The 15,860-nt window shown below is 60.9% G+C and carries 14 protein-coding genes; 7 read left to right on the forward strand and 7 right to left on the reverse strand.

What is annotated here, in order from left to right:
* Positions 1-12: 12 nt before the first annotated feature.
* Both BLU46_RS01530 and BLU46_RS01535 read left to right on the forward strand, forming a co-directional pair.
* Positions 13-3,486, forward strand: a complete 3,474-nt coding sequence (locus BLU46_RS01530; protein ID WP_231988857.1) for a hypothetical protein — start codon at positions 13-15, stop codon at positions 3,484-3,486.
* A 63-nt stretch (positions 3,487-3,549) separates the two neighbouring features.
* Positions 3,550-4,374: a helix-turn-helix domain-containing protein gene (locus BLU46_RS01535; RefSeq protein ID WP_093197613.1), complete on the forward strand. Its 825-nt coding sequence runs from the start codon at positions 3,550-3,552 to the stop codon at positions 4,372-4,374.
* 1 nt (position 4,375) lies between these two features.
* Here the strand turns inward: BLU46_RS01535 and BLU46_RS01540 are convergent, their stop codons facing one another.
* A complete protein-coding gene (locus BLU46_RS01540) occupies positions 4,376-4,963 on the reverse strand; it encodes a LysE family translocator (protein ID WP_093197618.1) in 588 nt (195 codons plus the stop codon).
* An 85-nt stretch (positions 4,964-5,048) separates the two neighbouring features.
* Positions 5,049-5,759 (reverse strand): FadR/GntR family transcriptional regulator, encoded by a 711-nt coding sequence (locus BLU46_RS01545; protein ID WP_017477549.1) that lies wholly within the window; start codon positions 5,757-5,759, stop codon positions 5,049-5,051.
* Positions 5,760-6,047: 288 nt separating this feature from the next.
* On the opposite strand from BLU46_RS01545, the gene BLU46_RS01550 reads away from it, so the two are divergent.
* Both BLU46_RS01550 and gudD read left to right on the forward strand, forming a co-directional pair.
* The gene (locus BLU46_RS01550; RefSeq protein WP_093210061.1) at positions 6,048-7,397 is read left to right on the forward strand and encodes an MFS transporter; all 1,350 of its coding nucleotides are present in this window, start codon (positions 6,048-6,050) and stop codon (positions 7,395-7,397) included.
* 10 nt (positions 7,398-7,407) lie between these two features.
* On the forward strand, positions 7,408-8,757 hold the full coding sequence (gudD, locus tag BLU46_RS01555) for a glucarate dehydratase (RefSeq protein WP_093197623.1): 1,350 nt from the start codon (positions 7,408-7,410) through the stop codon (positions 8,755-8,757).
* Between the two features lie 2 nt (positions 8,758-8,759).
* Here the strand turns inward: gudD and BLU46_RS01560 are convergent, their stop codons facing one another.
* Complete coding sequence (locus BLU46_RS01560; RefSeq protein WP_093197627.1) at positions 8,760-9,647, reverse strand: NAD(P)/FAD-dependent oxidoreductase; 888 nt, start codon at positions 9,645-9,647, stop codon at positions 8,760-8,762.
* Between the two features lie 144 nt (positions 9,648-9,791).
* On the opposite strand from BLU46_RS01560, the gene BLU46_RS01565 reads away from it, so the two are divergent.
* On the forward strand, positions 9,792-10,241 hold the full coding sequence (locus BLU46_RS01565; protein ID WP_026077973.1) for an Rrf2 family transcriptional regulator: 450 nt from the start codon (positions 9,792-9,794) through the stop codon (positions 10,239-10,241).
* Positions 10,242-10,254: 13 nt separating this feature from the next.
* Here BLU46_RS01565 and BLU46_RS01570 read toward each other — a convergent pair whose 3' ends face one another.
* On the reverse strand, positions 10,255-10,872 hold the full coding sequence (locus tag BLU46_RS01570; protein WP_063033992.1) for a TetR/AcrR family transcriptional regulator: 618 nt from the start codon (positions 10,870-10,872) through the stop codon (positions 10,255-10,257).
* Positions 10,873-11,018: 146 nt separating this feature from the next.
* Here BLU46_RS01570 and BLU46_RS01575 point away from each other — a divergent pair, with 146 nt between their 5' ends.
* Positions 11,019-11,459, forward strand: coding sequence for a hotdog fold domain-containing protein (locus BLU46_RS01575; RefSeq protein ID WP_063030800.1), 441 nt, complete (start codon positions 11,019-11,021; stop codon positions 11,457-11,459).
* Positions 11,460-12,302: 843 nt separating this feature from the next.
* On the opposite strand, the gene BLU46_RS01585 is transcribed toward BLU46_RS01575, so the two are convergent.
* The gene (locus BLU46_RS01585) at positions 12,303-13,505 is read right to left on the reverse strand and encodes an alpha/beta hydrolase (protein WP_172834508.1); all 1,203 of its coding nucleotides are present in this window, start codon (positions 13,503-13,505) and stop codon (positions 12,303-12,305) included.
* Positions 13,505-14,092 carry a GDP-mannose pyrophosphatase NudK gene (gene nudK / locus BLU46_RS01590; RefSeq protein WP_093197631.1) on the reverse strand — a complete coding sequence of 196 codons (588 nt, stop codon included), beginning with the start codon at positions 14,090-14,092 and terminating at the stop codon, positions 13,505-13,507. The genes BLU46_RS01585 and nudK overlap by 1 nt, the downstream gene beginning before the upstream one ends.
* 82 nt (positions 14,093-14,174) lie before the next feature.
* Between nudK and BLU46_RS01595 the strand changes: the two genes are divergently transcribed.
* Complete coding sequence (locus BLU46_RS01595) at positions 14,175-14,930, forward strand: DeoR/GlpR family DNA-binding transcription regulator (RefSeq protein WP_093197635.1); 756 nt, start codon at positions 14,175-14,177, stop codon at positions 14,928-14,930.
* 3 nt (positions 14,931-14,933) lie between these two features.
* On the opposite strand, the gene BLU46_RS01600 is transcribed toward BLU46_RS01595, so the two are convergent.
* Entirely contained in the window at positions 14,934-15,779 is an 846-nt protein-coding gene (locus tag BLU46_RS01600) for an SDR family NAD(P)-dependent oxidoreductase (protein WP_093197639.1), read from the reverse strand.
* Positions 15,780-15,860: the final 81 nt, after the last annotated feature.

Here is a 15,860-nt window from a genome sequence, read left to right on the forward strand (position 1 = left end):
CGCCCATAGCACATGGGCGACCTTGCACAGAGCCTGAACGCCATGGATGATTTACCCTTTCTGTCCCACCTGTTGAAGAACATCTCGCCCTCCGCCCTGGAACTGATCAAGCGCCAGGCATTGCGCCTCAAGGATGACCAAGCGTTGATCGCCGAGCTGATCGCCGGGTTGATCAGCCTGGTTGCCCAGGGCACCGCACCGGCCACCGAACCCATTCTGGTCAGCGTGCCCGAACACACCATGCTCGGTCAGTGGGCGCGTCTCTTCTGCGATGCCATCGGCCGCCCAGCCTTTCGTGAGTGGGCCTCACGCCATGACCTGGAACTGGCAAGCCTGGTGTTTCGGGGCGGCGATTTGCAGGCCAATATCCTGGAAGGCACGGTCAAAACACCGTACACCTTCACCCTGAACAAAGACTCGGACTGGTGGCGTGTCGCGAATCCGATCCTGGAGGTGGTGCAGATTATCGACACGGTCAACGCCGGCTTGCCGTTCATGGACAACCCCGTCGAGCCTCATTCGCGAAAATTGCCGCTGAACCTGGTATTGCCGTTCTACGGCTACCCGGTACCGACCAATCATTTGCAGGCCCAGGTGATTCTCGAAGAGATCCACACCCTTGACACGCTGCCCGGTGTCGATGAAAGCGGGCGCCTCAAATCAACCCTGCGCAAGCGCCTGACCGAGGAGCAGCGGGATTACCAGCAACTGGCCGACGCGCTGCAGACGCTCCTGGGGCAAAGCACAAACGGCAGCCCGCCTTTCGATTGGCTCCAGCTCTACCTGCAACGATGCAGCCTGGACTCGGACTCGATGCTGTCGAGCACGTTAAAATACGCGGCACAGCTGCTTGACGCCGTGACGCAAGGGGAAGAATTCGCGAGCCTCAACCTGTCGAGTGAAGGCGCAGTAACCACCTACCGCTACTCCGTCGACCAAAAAGCAGTGATTGCCGTGATCGACGACCGAGAGGTGAACAGCTCGCCCCTGGATCGCTCCAATAACTCGCCGCTGAACCAGCAATGGGACGAACTCGAGCGCCTGGCCAATCTCGCCCATACCGACGTATTGCCGGACGCCAGCCTCACCCTGGCCGCGCTGATGACGGTATATCGGCTGCCCCGGCCCGCCAGCGCAGAGGAAGCCCTGGCTCTGATCGAACAGCTACGCGCCACCACGGCTGCCACGTTTCCCTACGTCAGCTCGGCGGCGCACTCATTGATGGCCGTCAGCAAACACACGCGGCATATCGCGGTGCTCAACGACCGCTACACCATGCGGGCAGCACTCAAGTCGATCACCCTCGATACACAGCTCAACAGCACCCTGGACATGACCTTCAACCTGGCCCTGGGCTCACCCTTTTTCGGGTTGATCGACAAAGGCGCGCAATTGCTCGCCGGCCTGCGCCAGGAAGCGGCCTTTCAACGCGTGAGCGCCAGCCGCCAGTTCGACCTTGCCCGGGTATACGTACTGAACGCGGACGGCGACCTCAGTGGCTACGCGCTGGACGATACCCCCAAGGTACTCACCCGTACCGACACGCCGCTCTCAAGCCTGACCTCGATGGCCGAGCCCTTACTGGAGCTGGCCCGCCAATCCGGCGGGCGCATCAGCAGCGATGGCCAGGTCAGCTTGCGACAGTTACTTAACCTGTACCAGATGGCGCTCCCCACCACCCGTGAAGAGGCGCACATCACCGCACGCCTGCTGGGCATCGCGATACTCAAGCCGCCCCGTCACGGCAACTACTGGCGGGCGTTGCAGGTGATGCCACTGCTGGCAGCGCAACGCAAACAGGTGCTGCAGACCGTCGCCGCCTTCCTGCCCAACCCGGACGTAAAACTGTTCGACTACCTGAGCGAAGTGGTCGTAGGCGAAAAAAACCGCGACCAAGTGCGCGCCGAGGCTGATCTGCTGCTGCACCAACTATTGGCGTCGCCCCGGGCCCAGGCACTGGCCGCGCGGCTGTCCGAAACCGTGGGCTGGTACGGAGAACATGCCAGCGCTGCGAACACCCGTGCCAGCCGCAACGCACTGTTGTTTGCCGCACTGATTCTCAGCCTGGACGCGAACGCCGGTACGCGGCGGGCCACTGTCGCTGGTTACGACCTGACTGATTCCCACAACTGGGGCCTGACCTTCGATGAAGTACTTGGCGTCGTAGAAGCCATGGTCCAGTTCAAGGTCTTGCGCACCAACGCCGTGCCCATGGCCACGCACCTGCTGCTGGCGGGCACCGCTCCGGAATTCCTGGTACGGGACATTCCTGATGAGGTGTCGTACATGAGTTCCCATACCTGGGTGCATTTCAAGCAATACGTAGACCTGATCGAAGCTGAAACACCAGGCGCGTCAAGGGCCATGCGCTTCACTGACTTCATGGCGATGATCTACTTCATCATTCCTTCCCGCAGGGTCCGCCGGGGCAGCCTGCCGATTACCGATTGGGCCGTGGCCAACGGGGTGCTGGTCAAAAGCATCGAGCCGCGCGATACCGCCGAAAAGAATCGCGCCATTGCCGCGTTGAACGAGCAGATCACCCTGCTGCAGGTCAGTTCCGAGTTGCTGAAGAACGGGCATATCAGCCTGTATGAGATGGCCTTGCAGGATCTTCAGCGGGTGTTTGCCGGCAACCCCTACCTGGAGCGATGGGTCATACAATGGCAGGCCAGGCCAGGTACGCACCCGCCGCCGGGCATCGCCGCCAACACCGCCGTTTCGCTGGTTCAGTTGCACATGGCAGGCCAGCTGACCAAGGGCACTACGCAATGGCGCTCGACCGTCAAGGACGTGGATTTCGCCAGCATGGCGCCACGGTTCGATGAGTTGGGGTCGATCCATTCCGCCTTTGCCACCGAGTTCGAGAAACGCTACACGGCGGTGCGCGCAGCGCTGATACAGTCGATCATGTATTGGATGTCACAACTGACCCTGCTGAGTCGTGAAGCTATGGAGTATGGCAAGCTGGAATTCCATCGCCTGCAAACCCCGCGCACCAGCGCGGGCGGGCAACCACCGGGCATCGGGCGATTCGGGGTGCTGGTGCTGTGTCAGTACGCCCGCGACAAACGCTTCTACGAGTTTTTCCCAAAGCAACTGAAGGTTGCCCCACTACCGGACCTGACCCTGCAAACGTTCGAGCAGGCCCTGCGCACCGGCAATACCCAAGGCAGCCCGCTGCCGATCGATTGGTCAGCGTACGCGCGCGGCACCCTTCCCAACGGGCAGCAACAAGCGACGGTCATCGCCCAACGTTTTGCCGAGCTGCCTGCCGTCTATGGGCCGGGCCCTGCGGTGCCCAACACCTTCACCTCGCCACGCAGCCTGGCCATTGCCACTATCGTGATTGACCAACATTTGCTGGCAGGCGCCGATGAGGCGCGAGCGGCGGCGAGGCAACCCCTTTCCCTGGCAGACGCCATCAACGGCGTAGATCCGCGGGTCGGTTTCCTGCGCAGAATGGAACCCGAAACCATGAAATGAAACGTTGCAGGCCGGTTTCTGTGTAATTATTCACTGCATTGTTTCCCGGTGAGACTTGTAGTGATGCGATCGCCCCTCGAACCGACTGCCCCTTCCTTCTGGCGCGACGAACGCCTGCCGTTCATTGAGGCGCGGACCATCGCCGACGGGCGAAAGGTCTGCTACACCCGCCACGCCCACGAGCACTTTTCCATCGGTGCGATCACGTCCGGGCAGAGCCTGTACATCCATGGGGCATCGACCCTCAAGATCAGCACCGGCACCGTGGTCTTGATGAACCCCGGGGATGTCCACGCCTGCAACCCCATTGATGATCTGCCCTGGTCCTATCACATGCTGTATATCGATACGGCCTGGCTGACCGACCTGCAGCACCAGCTGGGTTTCAGCAAGGACCAGGACTTTCGACCGTTCTCCGCCACGCACACCACGGATATCGCGTTGTACATCGGGCTGAACGAGCTGTATGAGGTGCTGGTGGACAACCACGCCGAACACCTGCACAAGCAGAGTGCGGTGGTGAGTTTTTTCACCGACGTGCAGCAGCGTCTCAATCCTTCGACAACCCCGGTGCGTGAGGTCAATCACAAACTGGAGCGCGCCGCCGACTATATTCGCGAGCATTGCACCGAGGCCCTGAAGCTCGAAGACATTTGCCAGGCGGCCGAGCTGTCGCCGTCCTACCTGATCCGTGCGTTCAAACAGTATTACGGCATGACGCCCCATGCATTCCTGGTCAACCGGCGCATCCAGTTTGCCCGCACCCAGTTACGCAGCGGCCAGTTGATCGCCGACGTCGCACTGGCAGCCGGCTTTTCTGACCAGGCGCATTTCCAGCGCACGTTCAAACAGCACCTGGCGGCGACGCCCGGGCAATATCGCGGCTGACTCAGGCCAGCAGCAGATACCCCACGCTGGCCACCAGCAACGCGGCCATGGAGCGATTGAACAGGCGCATGCCCTGGCGGTTGCTCAGGTAACGGCGCAGGAACGTCCCGGCGTACGCCCAGCACGCCACCGACAGGTAGCAAATCACCAGGTAGATCGCCGCAAACAGCCAGACTTGCCGGGCATCACCATCGGCGACAAACAGCCCCATGCCTGCCACACACGCCAGCCAGGCCTTGGGGTTGAGCCACTGCATGATCGCGCCGTAGAGCATCGAGGGCGCCGTGGCCGTGCCTTCAGCGTCCAGTCGCCCATCGTCCACCGCCAGCTTCCAGGCCATGTACAACAGGAACGCCACCCCGCCCCATTGAATCAGTTGGGTCAGCAGCGGCCAGCGCACCAATACTTCATGCAGCCCCAGGCCAATCAGCACCAGCAGCAAGGTGAACCCCAGCGCGGCCCCGGCCACGTGCTTCTGGCTGGCGGCAAACCCAAAGCGCGCCCCTGAACTGATGGCCACGACATTCACCGGTCCCGGCGTGATGGAGGTGGCCAGGGCGAAGGCGGCCATGGAAATGATCAAGCTCATTGCAGTTCCTTGTTGTTGTGCAGGTATGAGCTGAACCTTAAGGGGAAGACGGATCGCGGTATTGAAAAAAATGACCCTGGCGAGACTACTCCCCCGTCATCCGCTCCAGGCTGTTGCTCAAGTGCAACAGCATGGCGGCTCTGGCCGCGTCCGGGTCCTGCCGGCGAATGGCTTTCAGGATCGCCTCGTGCTCAAGGTTCGCCAGCCGACCCAGTTCCATCAGATCCGCGTCACCGCGCTCTTCGGCGTTGATTCGGGTGCGCGGGATTACCGAATTGCCCAGGTGATAAATCACGTCGGTGAAATAGGTATTGCCGGTGGCCTGGGCGATCAAGCGATGGAAGCGCACATCGGGTTCAACGGCGCTGTCGTTGTTGGCCAGTGAGTCCTGGTAGTCATCCAGCGCCTGGCGCATCTGCTGCAATTGTTCGTCGGTGCGGCGCAGGGCCGCCAGTGCGGCCGCTTGGGTCTCCAGGCCCATGCGCAGCTCAAGAATGCCGCGCACGCTGGCAGCGGTGTCATGGGTCAGGTGCAGGCCCTGACGTTCGTCGCGCGCCAGCACAAAGGTGCCGACACCGTGGCGGGTTTCTACAAGCCCTGCGGCCTGCAATTTGGAGAGCGCTTCGCGCACCACCGTGCGACTGACGCCGTACTCACCCACGATGGCCGATTCGGACGGCAATTTTTCACCCGGCGCCATTTGCCCCAGGAGAATCTGCTGGGTCAACGCGGTGACGATGTCGTGGGCAAGTCCCGGGGAGCGCTTGCGATGAGGTGCCGAGCTGGGGTTTTGCATCAGGAATTCCGTTCAGGGGCGCCTGGCAATACTAGCATTCTTAGATGAGCCAACTTGTATGACAACAAACAAATACCTGTAGGAGCGAGGTTGCTCGCGAAAAAGCCCGCCACACCGCAAAAAATCAATATTACCGCGTAATCATTGAGGCTTCTCGCGGGCAAACTCGCTCCTACAAAGGGTTGCCATCTCTGAAATCGCAGTTGTATGATGTCTATCAAGTTGTCAGACATCTCTGGTAACCCAAGCACTTCCCCGCACAACAATAATCAGTGGGAGTTTGACCTCGTGACCCCTTCCAGCCCTGCGACAGCTGCGCCTGCCACCGACCCGGTCCTGGCCCGCGCGATCAAGAAAGTGAAGAGCCACGTGCTCCCGCTCTTCGTGATCATGTTCATCGTCAACTACATCGACCGCGTCAACATCGGCTTTGTGCGTACCCATATGGAGCACGACCTGGGCATTGGTGCGGCCGCCTACGGCTTCGGCGCCGGGTTGTTTTTCATCGGCTACGCGCTGTTCGAAGTGCCGTCCAATATGCTTCTGCAAAAAGTCGGCGCGCGCATCTGGCTGACCCGCATCATGTTCACCTGGGGCATCACCGCTACGTTGATGGCCTTCATCCAGAACGAAACCCACTTCTACATCCTGCGCTTCCTGCTGGGCGTGGCCGAAGCCGGCTTCTTCCCTGGGGTGATTTACTATTTCACCCGCTGGTTGCCCGGTGTCGAACGCGGCAAGGCGATTGCGATTTTCCTCAGCGGCTCGGCCCTCGCCTCGCTGATCTCCGGCCCCTTGTCCGGCGTGCTGTTGCAAATCACCGGCCTTGGCCTGCACGGCTGGCAGTGGATGTACATCATCGAAGGCATGGCCTCGGTGCTGCTGTGCTTTTTCGTGTGGTTCTGGCTGGACTCCAAGCCCCACGACGCCAAGTGGCTCAGCCTTGAAGAAAAGGATGCGCTGGTGGGCGAGATCGACCGCGAGCAACGTGAGCGTGATGCCGCCACCACGGTCAAGCCGACCTTGGGCAAGCTGCTCAAGGACCGCCAGATCATGCTGTTCTGCGCCTTGTACTTCTGCATCCAGCTCACCATCTACGCCGCCACTTTCTGGCTGCCGAGCATCATCAAAAAGATGGGCGACCTCAGCGACATTCAGGTGGGGTTCTACAACTCGATCCCGTGGTTGATTTCCATCATCGCGATGTACGCCTTCGCTGCCTTGGCGGGCAAGTTCAAGTTCCAGCAAGCCTGGGTCGCGGCGGCACTGCTGATCGCTGCCGTCGGGATGTTCCTGTCCACCACCGGCGGGCCGATCTTTGCCTTTATCGCGATCTGCTTTGCGGCGATCGGCTTCAAGTCTGCGTCCTCGCTGTTCTGGCCGATTCCCCAGGGTTACCTGGATGCGCGGATCGCGGCGGCAGTGATTGCACTGATCAACTCCATCGGCAACCTCGGCGGGTTTGTCGCACCCACCACCTTTGGATTTCTGGAGCAGACCACCGGCTCGATCCAGGGCGGCTTGTATGGCCTGGCGGGCACTTCGATCCTTGCGGCGATCCTGGTGTTTTTCGCCAGGACACTGCCCGGTCCGACCACCCGCAGCGTGCTGCAACCCGCCCCCGTCTTGAGCAAATAAGGACTCCACGATGAACACAGAACATCAGCACCACGCCAACGGCGCCCCCGTCGTTACCGGACTGCAAGTCATCCCGGTGGCCGGCCACGACAGCATGCTGCTCAACCTCAGCGGCGCCCACGGGCCGTTTTTCACGCGCAATATCGTGATCCTTACCGACAGCGCCGGTCGTACCGGTGTGGGTGAAGTACCGGGTGGCGAACGCATTCGCGAAACCCTGGAAGACGCCCGCAGCCTGGTGATCGGCAAGCCCATCGGCCAGTACCAGAGCATCCTCAATGCCATGCGCCAGACCTTCACCGCGCGGGATTCGGCGGGCCGGGGTTTGCAGACGTTCGACCTGCGCGTCACCATCCATGCCGTCACGGCGATGGAAGCCGCGCTCCTGGATTTGCTCGGCCAATTCCTTGAAGTCCCGGTGGCGGCCCTTCTCGGAGAAGGCCAGCAACGTGACGCGGTGAAGATGCTCGGCTACCTGTTCTACATCGGTGATCGCCAGCAAACCGACCTGGCCTATCGCAGTGAAGACCATGCCGAAGACTGGTTCCGCCTGCGTCACGAACAAGCCATGACCCCCGAAGCCATCGTGCGTCTGGCAGAGGCGGCCAAGGCGCAATACGGTTTCAATGACTTCAAACTCAAGGGCGGCGTACTGCGCGGCACCGAAGAAATCGAAGCGGTCACGGCGCTGGCCGAACGCTTCCCCGATGCGCGCATCACCCTGGACCCCAACGGCGCCTGGTCGCTCAAAGAAGCCATCGCCCTGTGCCGCGACCAGCATCACGTACTCGCCTACGCCGAAGACCCTTGCGGTGCGGAAAACGGTTACTCCGGGCGTGAAGTCATGGCCGAATTCCGCCGTGCCACCGGGCTGCCGACCGCCACCAATATGATCGCCACCGACTGGCGGGAAATGGGTCACGCGATCCAGTTGCAGTCCGTGGACATCCCACTGGCCGATCCACACTTCTGGACCATGCAAGGCTCGGTGCGCGTGGCGCAGATGTGCCACGAGTGGGGCCTGACCTGGGGCTCGCATTCCAACAATCACTTCGATATTTCCCTGGCGATGTTCACCCAGGTGGCTGCCGCGGCACCGGGGGAAATCACCGCCATCGACACGCACTGGATCTGGCAGGACGGCCAGCGGTTGACCAAGGCTCCATTGAAGATCGTCGACGGGCATATCAAGGTGCCGGCCAAACCGGGCCTGGGCGTGGACATCGACATGGACGCCGTGGCCCACGCCCACGAACTGTACAAAGGCATGGGCCTGGGGGCACGTAATGACAGCGTGGCGATGCAGTTCATGATTCCGGGCTGGACGTTCGATAACAAGCGGCCGTGCCTGGTGCGCTGACCTCAGCTGAAGATCATCGAAAAGTGCGCGCCCACCCCGGCGCGCACGCCCTCACCTACTGCCAGCGCTACCGAGCCGCCGGCCAGGTTGGCATCACCACAGGCAAACACGCCGGGCACCGTGGTCTGGCGCGTTTCGTTGGTCAGTAGATAAGGTCCGGTCGGCCCTTCGACAAACTCACACCCCAACTGCTCGGCCAACGGGCTGGCCATACGCGTACGGGACAGGGTGAAGATACCGTCCAGGGCGATCACTCGACCGTCTGCCAATTCCATATCCGCCCGCTCACCGATAATCCGCCGCACCGTCTGACTTTCGACGCTGACCCCGCGCCGATCCAGTTGCGCCTGCTGTTCGGCATCCGGCACAAATACGCCGTTGGTAAACAGCGTGGTAGTGCCCCAATCCGGCAGCAGCATGGCGTGATGCATCGCCAGCGGCGAAGTCGCCAGCACGCCGATGCGGCCTTGATCCAACTCGTAGCCGTGGCAATACGGGCAATGGAACACATGCTTGCCCCAACGCTCCTTCAGCCCTTCCACCTCGGGCAACTCATCCACCACGCCGGTGGCGAGGATCAGGCGCTTAGCGTTGAACCCACCGCTGCAGCGGGTTTGCACCACGAAACCGTCCTGGCGTTGGGTAGCGTCAACGGCGGTGTCCTGCACCCAGGTCACCGTCGGATACTCCATCAACTGCCCTCGCCCTTCGGCGGCGATCAGCTCCGGCGGCTGGCCATCCTGGCTGAGGAAACCATGGGAGGTGGCCGCAAACCGATTGCGCCGCTGCCCGGCATCAATCACCAGCACCTTGCGCCGGGCCCGCGCCAATTGCAGGCCGGCGGACATTCCGGCGTAGCTGCCGCCCACGATAATCACGTCGTAAACCATGAAGATGACCTCTCTGGTGGCCCTTGCATCGGTTGCCGGGCATTCACGACACACCATAAGTTACGTAAAAATACCTCGTCAAGCATCTCGCAACTCTAATCGTTACGAACGATACTTTCGGGCAGGAAATCCAGAGGCTTGCAGATGAGAAACGACACCCGGCTTTCGCGCATGCTCCATGTGCTGATCCACATGGGCCGCCACGAGGAACGCGCCACCTCGGAGACCATCGCGCAGATGCTTGGTACCAACGCGGTGGTGGTACGCCGCACCCTGGGCCTGCTCAAGGAGAAAGGTTATGTGCGTTCGGAAAAAGGCCATCAAGGCGGCTGGAGCCTGGGCAAACCCTTGAGTGAAATCACGTTGCTGGACATCCACAACGCCCTCGGCACGTCGTCGATCTTTGCCGTCGGCTTGTCCACTGATCATCCGCAATGCCTGGTGGAACAGGCCGTCAATGCGGCGCTGAACCAGGCCTTTGATGACGCCCAGGCTTTGCTCCTGCAGCGTTTGGGCGAGGTGACGCTGGCCCAGTTGGCGGATGATTTTGATGAGCGCTACCAGGTCGCGATGACGCCGGTGCCGTGCGCGTGATGCCTTCGGCGCCCTAGGCGCCGCCCACCGAACGCCACGCGGCCTCGGCCAGGGTCTCGCGATAGAGTCGCGGGCTGCTGGTCGCCCGCCCGGCCAGCCAGGCGCGGCAGTAGGTATCGGCCTGGCCGATGATCAGTGCCGGCAGCAGTTCGGCCGGTACCTGATTAAGCTGATCAGCACGCCCAGGTAGCCCCATCCAATCCTTCAGCACTGCATTGCGCGCCTGGTTGCGGCTTTCCAGCTCGGCGGCGAATGGCCCCTTGGTCACGGCGAAATGCGCGTGGTACTGAAAACGCGCCCATTGCGGTTCGCTGTCGACCCAATCGACATAGCTGTGAACCAGCGCGTACACACCCTCCTTCGCCGTTTCGGCCGATTCAAGATAACGCCCACGCAATTCGGCTTGGTCTTCCAGCGCGGTAAAAAACAGCGCGGCGACCAGGCCTTCCTTGTTGCTGAAGTGGTGATAGATCGCGCCGACGCTGGTGTCGCAACGTGCGCGGATCATCTCGATGGTGGTGGCTTCAAGGCCCTGCTCGTTGAACAGGTCGAGGGCGGCCTTGAAGATGTCGCGCTTCAATTCGGCCCTTCGGCCAGGGAAGCAACGCTGGAGCAGATCCGGGGTTTGCATGCTGAACATGAGCTCAATCGTTTGAAGAAAGGATAAGCCCGGGCAGCTTGACAGATTTCCCATGGGCAGAATACTGTTCCGTTACAGAACATAATTCTGTATCGGAATAATATTCCGTAAATCTCACACCTCAGCGAGGCAGCACCATGAGTCAGGCTTTGAGCATGTTCAACAGTGTCGGTCCCGAAGCGTTCAGCAAACTGGCGTGCCAGATGGCGCCCTACTTCAGCACGATCAATCCGTTGATGACCCAGTTGCGGCCGGGGTTTGCCTCGGTGGAAGTGCCGTTCAGCAAGGCTATTACCAACCACCTGGGCACGGTGCACGCCATTGCCATGTGCAACGCTGCGGAGTTGGCGGCGGGCACCATGACGGACGTTTCTGTGCCGGCGGGTGCGCGGTGGATTCCCAAGGGGATGACGGTGGAGTATCTGGCCAAGGCCAAGAGCAGCGTGACGGCGACGGCCAATGGTGAGGGGATTGATTGGCAAACGGCGGGTGACAAGGTGGTGCCGGTGGAGATGCTGGATGCGGAGGGGAAATTGGTGTTTACCGCGCGGATTACCATGAATGTGAAATTGGGGTGAGTGTGTTGGGGATTGGGGGTATATCCGTTATTTAGGTAACGGCCGCCTATGGTTCCGCTCTTACAGCGGCTCACTTTTGAAGAGCGCAAAAGTAAGCAAAACGCTCTTGCCCCACCACTCGGCACCTCGCCTAGGCTCGGTGTGCCCTCACTCCGGCTTTGGACCGTGGGCCGCCGTCATGGGCCATCCTTGGCCCAGGACGGCTAACCCGGCGTCCTGCCGGGTTACCCACGCTCCAAAGCCTGCGTTCGGCCAGCGTGGTTTAATGGGGCGCCTAAGATCAAGATCAAAAGCAGAGCACAGCGGCCTACCGGCCGGCTTGAGTGTAGTGAAGCAAAGGCACAAGCCAAATCAAAAGCGGGCACAGTCAAATGTGGGAGCTGGCTTGCCTGCGATTGGATCGCCTCGGTGCATCTGGAAGACCGAGGTGTCTGCCTCGCAGGCAAGCCAGCTCCCACAGAAAAGCAGAGCTGCATCAGCTTCAGATTTGGCTTTCGCTCTGGTCTTTGCCTTTGCTTTTAACACTCAAGCCGGCCGGTAGGCCGCTGTGCTCTTGATCTGCTTTTGATTTTGATCTGACTGCCCCAATAAGCCCGAGGCCGAACGCAGGTATTGCGGAGCGGGTAAACCGGCAGGACGCCGGTTTAGCCGCGCCGGGCCATGGATGGCCCGTCGCGGCGGCCCGCGGAGCAATGCCGGAGTGAGGGAACACCGAGCCTAGGCGAGGTGCCGACAGGCGGGGCAGAGCCCTTTGCTTACTTTGGGGCTTTTCCAAAGTGAGCCGCTGTAAGAGCGGAACCATAAGCGGCCGTTACCTAAATAACGGATATACACCCAAAAAAACTACCCCCCACAATTCCCACCAATCACCTCCCCCGCAAACGCCCTACGCACAAACGGCGTCGAGTCCACGAGCGAACCATTGACCGTCGCAGAATGATCAAGCTCAGGATAAAAATGCCATTCGATCCGATCCCCCGCCTTGCACGCACCCCTGACAAGCGCCTTTTGCCCCGGCACAAACACATCCCGATCCTGCCCCCCCGTACCGATGAACACCGGAATATCCGTCTTCAACGTCGGATACGCCGACTCACGATAAACCCTGTCGAGTGCCGCTTTCGGCGAACGCTTGAAGCTGTCATTGAAGCTGAGCCCATCAGCCATTACCCGCTGCTCTATGACATGCAAGCAATCACGCTGACTGATCTCAAACGCCGGCATCCCACGCTCGCTCAAGTAGTCGGCAGCCACGAACGAAGGATCAAACAAAGTGGCTGTACTCAGCCGCAGCAGGTTGTAGGCAAAGGTCGGCACCACCGAACTGCGTGCCTTTTCCACCTCGGCACTGTCACCCGTTTTATGGGCAGCCGCGTAAGGTGTACCGGTCGCCACCACCCCCACAATATCCAACTCGGGCGCATAGTCTTTCGCATAGACCGCCGTGGCAAACGCAGCACGGCCGCCCTGAGACTGCCCGAACACCACCACCCGCTTGGAGAGTTCGAAATCACCCGCCATCACCGCACGAATGCTGTCGAGCACACCATAAGCGAGCGGACTGGTCAGCCCATACGGATGCAGGCCAGGTGTCCCAAGCCCTTGGTAATCAGTGGCGACGATGGCGTAGCCCTGGGCCAGCCAATAATTGAGATACCGCGTATCTCGCGGGCTGCGCCCGGCGAACGATGGCGCGCAGATATCGGCGCTGCCCACCGTGCCGTGGGCCCACGCCATCAACGGCCAACCACCCACCGGCGGTGTGCCCTTGGGCAGGAACAGCGCACCGGAAACGACAATCCGCTTGCGGGCATCGAGACCGTCGGTGGAGGTGTACAAAATACGGATGTTCTGCCCTGCATCGGCCAGGCTTTGCTGGCCGGTCAACGGCTCGCTGCGCAGCATCTGCCCGGGTGAGGCAGGCAGCTTGTCGGTCCAGGTATAAAACGCGGGAACAGCACCATCACCGACAAACGTTTGCTCAGCACTCACACCACTGCATCCGGCAAGCAACATCGCCAGCGCAAGCGATAACCGTCGCGACATCACCAGCCCTCTTTCAACATCCGCAATTCCAGGTACTGCAACAGCATGATGGTCTTGCCATCGACGATCTCGGCACTTTCTACCATGGCCAGAGCCGCCTCAAATCCCAACTCCAGCACTTCGATATCCTCGCCCTCATCTTCCAGCCCGCCGCCATCACTGACCCGATCACCGGGCTGATATTCGCCGATGAAAAAGTGAATGCGCTCGGTCACCGAACCCGGGCTCATGAAGGCCGAATAGATCTTTTCTACATGCCCCACACGGTAGCCCGTCTCTTCTTCCGCTTCCAGGCGAATACGTTCCTCGGGGCTGGCGTTGTCGAGCAGGCCAGCGGCGGATTCGATAAGGTAGCCGTGGTAGCCATTAACGAAGGTCGGCATGCGGAACTGGCGAATCAGCAACACCGTGCGCCGTTCGCGGTTGTACAGCAGGATGGTCGCGCCATTGCCCCTGTCATAGATTTCGCGGGTCTGGGACTGCCAGCTGCCATCGCGGCGGCGCAGGTCGAAGGTGTATTTTTTCAGCACATACCAGTTATCCGAGAGCAACTCTTCGGCGTGGATACGAACGGGGCTGTTTTCCATGGCGGGGCCTTTTTGTCTTGTGTTATTCAGCATGTCGTGCAAAATCGTGCACAGTCAAGAAAAAACGTGCAGGAAGCTACTGATGCTGACCCAACAACGCAAACAACACCTGCTGGACACGCTGCACCGCGATGGCCGGCTGATTGCCAAGGAGTTGAGCCAGGCATTGGAGGTGTCCGAAGACACGATTCGCCGCGACCTGCGGGAAATGGCCAAGGAAGGTTTGCTGCTGCGGGTGCATGGCGGCGCCTTGCCGGCTTCGCCCGCGATGGCGGATTTTTCGGTACGGGAACACCTGGTGCCCGAGGAAAAAATCGCCATTGGCCGCGCGGCAGCACAACTTGTGCAGCCCGGCCAGGTGGTGTTTATCGATGGCGGTACCACGTGCCTGCAACTGGTCCATCACTTGCCGGCGGACCTCAGCGCCACCGTGGTCACCCACAGCCCGTCGATTGCCATGGCCTTGGTGGATCATCCGCAGATTGAAGTGATCATGCTCGGCGGCCGGCTGTTTCGCCATTCACTGGTGGGGGTTGGCGCGGCCACGCTGGAGGCCATCGGCCGAGTAAACGCCGACCTGTATTTCATGGGGGTGTGCAGTGTGCACCCGAGTGCCGGCCTGTCTACCGGCGATTATGAAGAGGCGGTGGTGAAGCGCGCGCTGTGCCACGCCGCAGCTGAAACCATCGTGCTGGCCACCTCGGAAAAGCTCAACACCGCATCGCCCTACCAAGTGGTGGAGCTGGCCCATGCCAGCGCGATCGTCGCATTGGCCAGTACGCCGCAGGCACTGCTGCAACCCTATGAGGCCCAAGGGCTGACGCTTTATCTTGCGTGACCTTCAACTCTCCTTGATGGCCTCCCATGATGCGGCGACTTGCGTAGCGTCCGAGGCTTGGACCCGCGCCAGGTCAACCGGATACTCGACATGCGGATTCTCAGCGAAACGCGTGGCGGTGAACTGGCCGTTACTGGCCCGCAGGATATAACCGCTGTCCAGGCACAACGCAGAAGCCAGGAAGATCACCCCGGGGGTTACCCACTCCGGCTTGAGGTTGTGCGGCTCGCCGCTCACGCCCCACATGCGGGTCTTGGCTACCGGCGAGATGGCATTGACCAGGATTCCATCCTCGGCCCCTTCCCCACTCAATGCATTCATGATCCCCAATTGCGCCATCTTGCCGGCGCTGTAGGCCACGAGTCCCGGCTGGGCATAGTGTGTGTACATCGCACGGTCAGAGGTGGTCAGCACGATGCGCGGTGCGATGGATTGCTGGAGATGCCGCCAGGCGTGTTTGCACAGCCAGATCGGTGCGTAGACATTGATGTCCATTGCCCGTCGGATAAACGCCGCGTCGGCGGCCTCGATCGGTTGATAGCCGACCCAGCCGGCATTGTGGATCAGGATATCGAGCTGCCCGAAATGGGTGATGGCGCACTCGATCAGGTCTTGGCAGCCAGCTTCACCGGACAGGTCACCCACGTGACTAACCACCTGCAGACCTTCACGTTGAAGCGCCAGCGCAGCCGCCTGGACCACCTGTGGGTCCACACCATCACCGAGGGTGTCCGCGCCGATATCACTGATCACCACCTGCGCGCCGAGGCGCGCCAACTCACGCGCATAGCTGAAGCCCAAGCCTCGGGCGGCACCGGTCACGATTGCGGTTTTACCTGTAAAGTCCATCGTTGCGTTCTCCTGATAGGCACTCCACCCTAACAACCCGAGGCCACCCTGTTTAATACTGAAAAACAGCGATGTTGATAC

The organism is Pseudomonas yamanorum, assembly GCF_900105735.1.
Classification (GTDB): Bacteria; Pseudomonadota; Gammaproteobacteria; order Pseudomonadales; family Pseudomonadaceae; genus Aquipseudomonas; species Aquipseudomonas yamanorum.

What these genes read in the sequence shown, in the direction of transcription:
- BLU46_RS01560 (WP_093197627.1), bottom strand. Translation starts at nt 9,647, where the DNA reads ATGGTTTACGACGTGATTATCGTGGGCGGCAGCTACGCCGGAATGTCC.
- BLU46_RS01570 (WP_063033992.1), bottom strand. Translation starts at nt 10,872, where the DNA reads ATGCAAACCCCGGATCTGCTCCAGCGTTGCTTCCCTGGCCGAAGGGCC.
- BLU46_RS01585 (WP_172834508.1), bottom strand. Translation starts at nt 13,505, where the DNA reads ATGTCGCGACGGTTATCGCTTGCGCTGGCGATGTTGCTTGCCGGATGC.
- gudD (WP_093197623.1), top strand. Translation starts at nt 7,408, where the DNA reads ATGAACACAGAACATCAGCACCACGCCAACGGCGCCCCCGTCGTTACC.
- nudK (WP_093197631.1), bottom strand. Translation starts at nt 14,092, where the DNA reads ATGGAAAACAGCCCCGTTCGTATCCACGCCGAAGAGTTGCTCTCGGAT.
- BLU46_RS01600 (WP_093197639.1), bottom strand. Translation starts at nt 15,779, where the DNA reads ATGGACTTTACAGGTAAAACCGCAATCGTGACCGGTGCCGCCCGAGGC.
- BLU46_RS01530 (WP_231988857.1), top strand. Translation starts at nt 13, where the DNA reads ATGGGCGACCTTGCACAGAGCCTGAACGCCATGGATGATTTACCCTTT.
- BLU46_RS01535 (WP_093197613.1), top strand. Translation starts at nt 3,550, where the DNA reads ATGCGATCGCCCCTCGAACCGACTGCCCCTTCCTTCTGGCGCGACGAA.
- BLU46_RS01575 (WP_063030800.1), top strand. Translation starts at nt 11,019, where the DNA reads ATGAGTCAGGCTTTGAGCATGTTCAACAGTGTCGGTCCCGAAGCGTTC.
- BLU46_RS01545 (WP_017477549.1), bottom strand. Translation starts at nt 5,759, where the DNA reads ATGCAAAACCCCAGCTCGGCACCTCATCGCAAGCGCTCCCCGGGACTT.
- BLU46_RS01595 (WP_093197635.1), top strand. Translation starts at nt 14,175, where the DNA reads ATGCTGACCCAACAACGCAAACAACACCTGCTGGACACGCTGCACCGC.
- BLU46_RS01565 (WP_026077973.1), top strand. Translation starts at nt 9,792, where the DNA reads ATGAGAAACGACACCCGGCTTTCGCGCATGCTCCATGTGCTGATCCAC.
- BLU46_RS01540 (WP_093197618.1), bottom strand. Translation starts at nt 4,963, where the DNA reads ATGAGCTTGATCATTTCCATGGCCGCCTTCGCCCTGGCCACCTCCATC.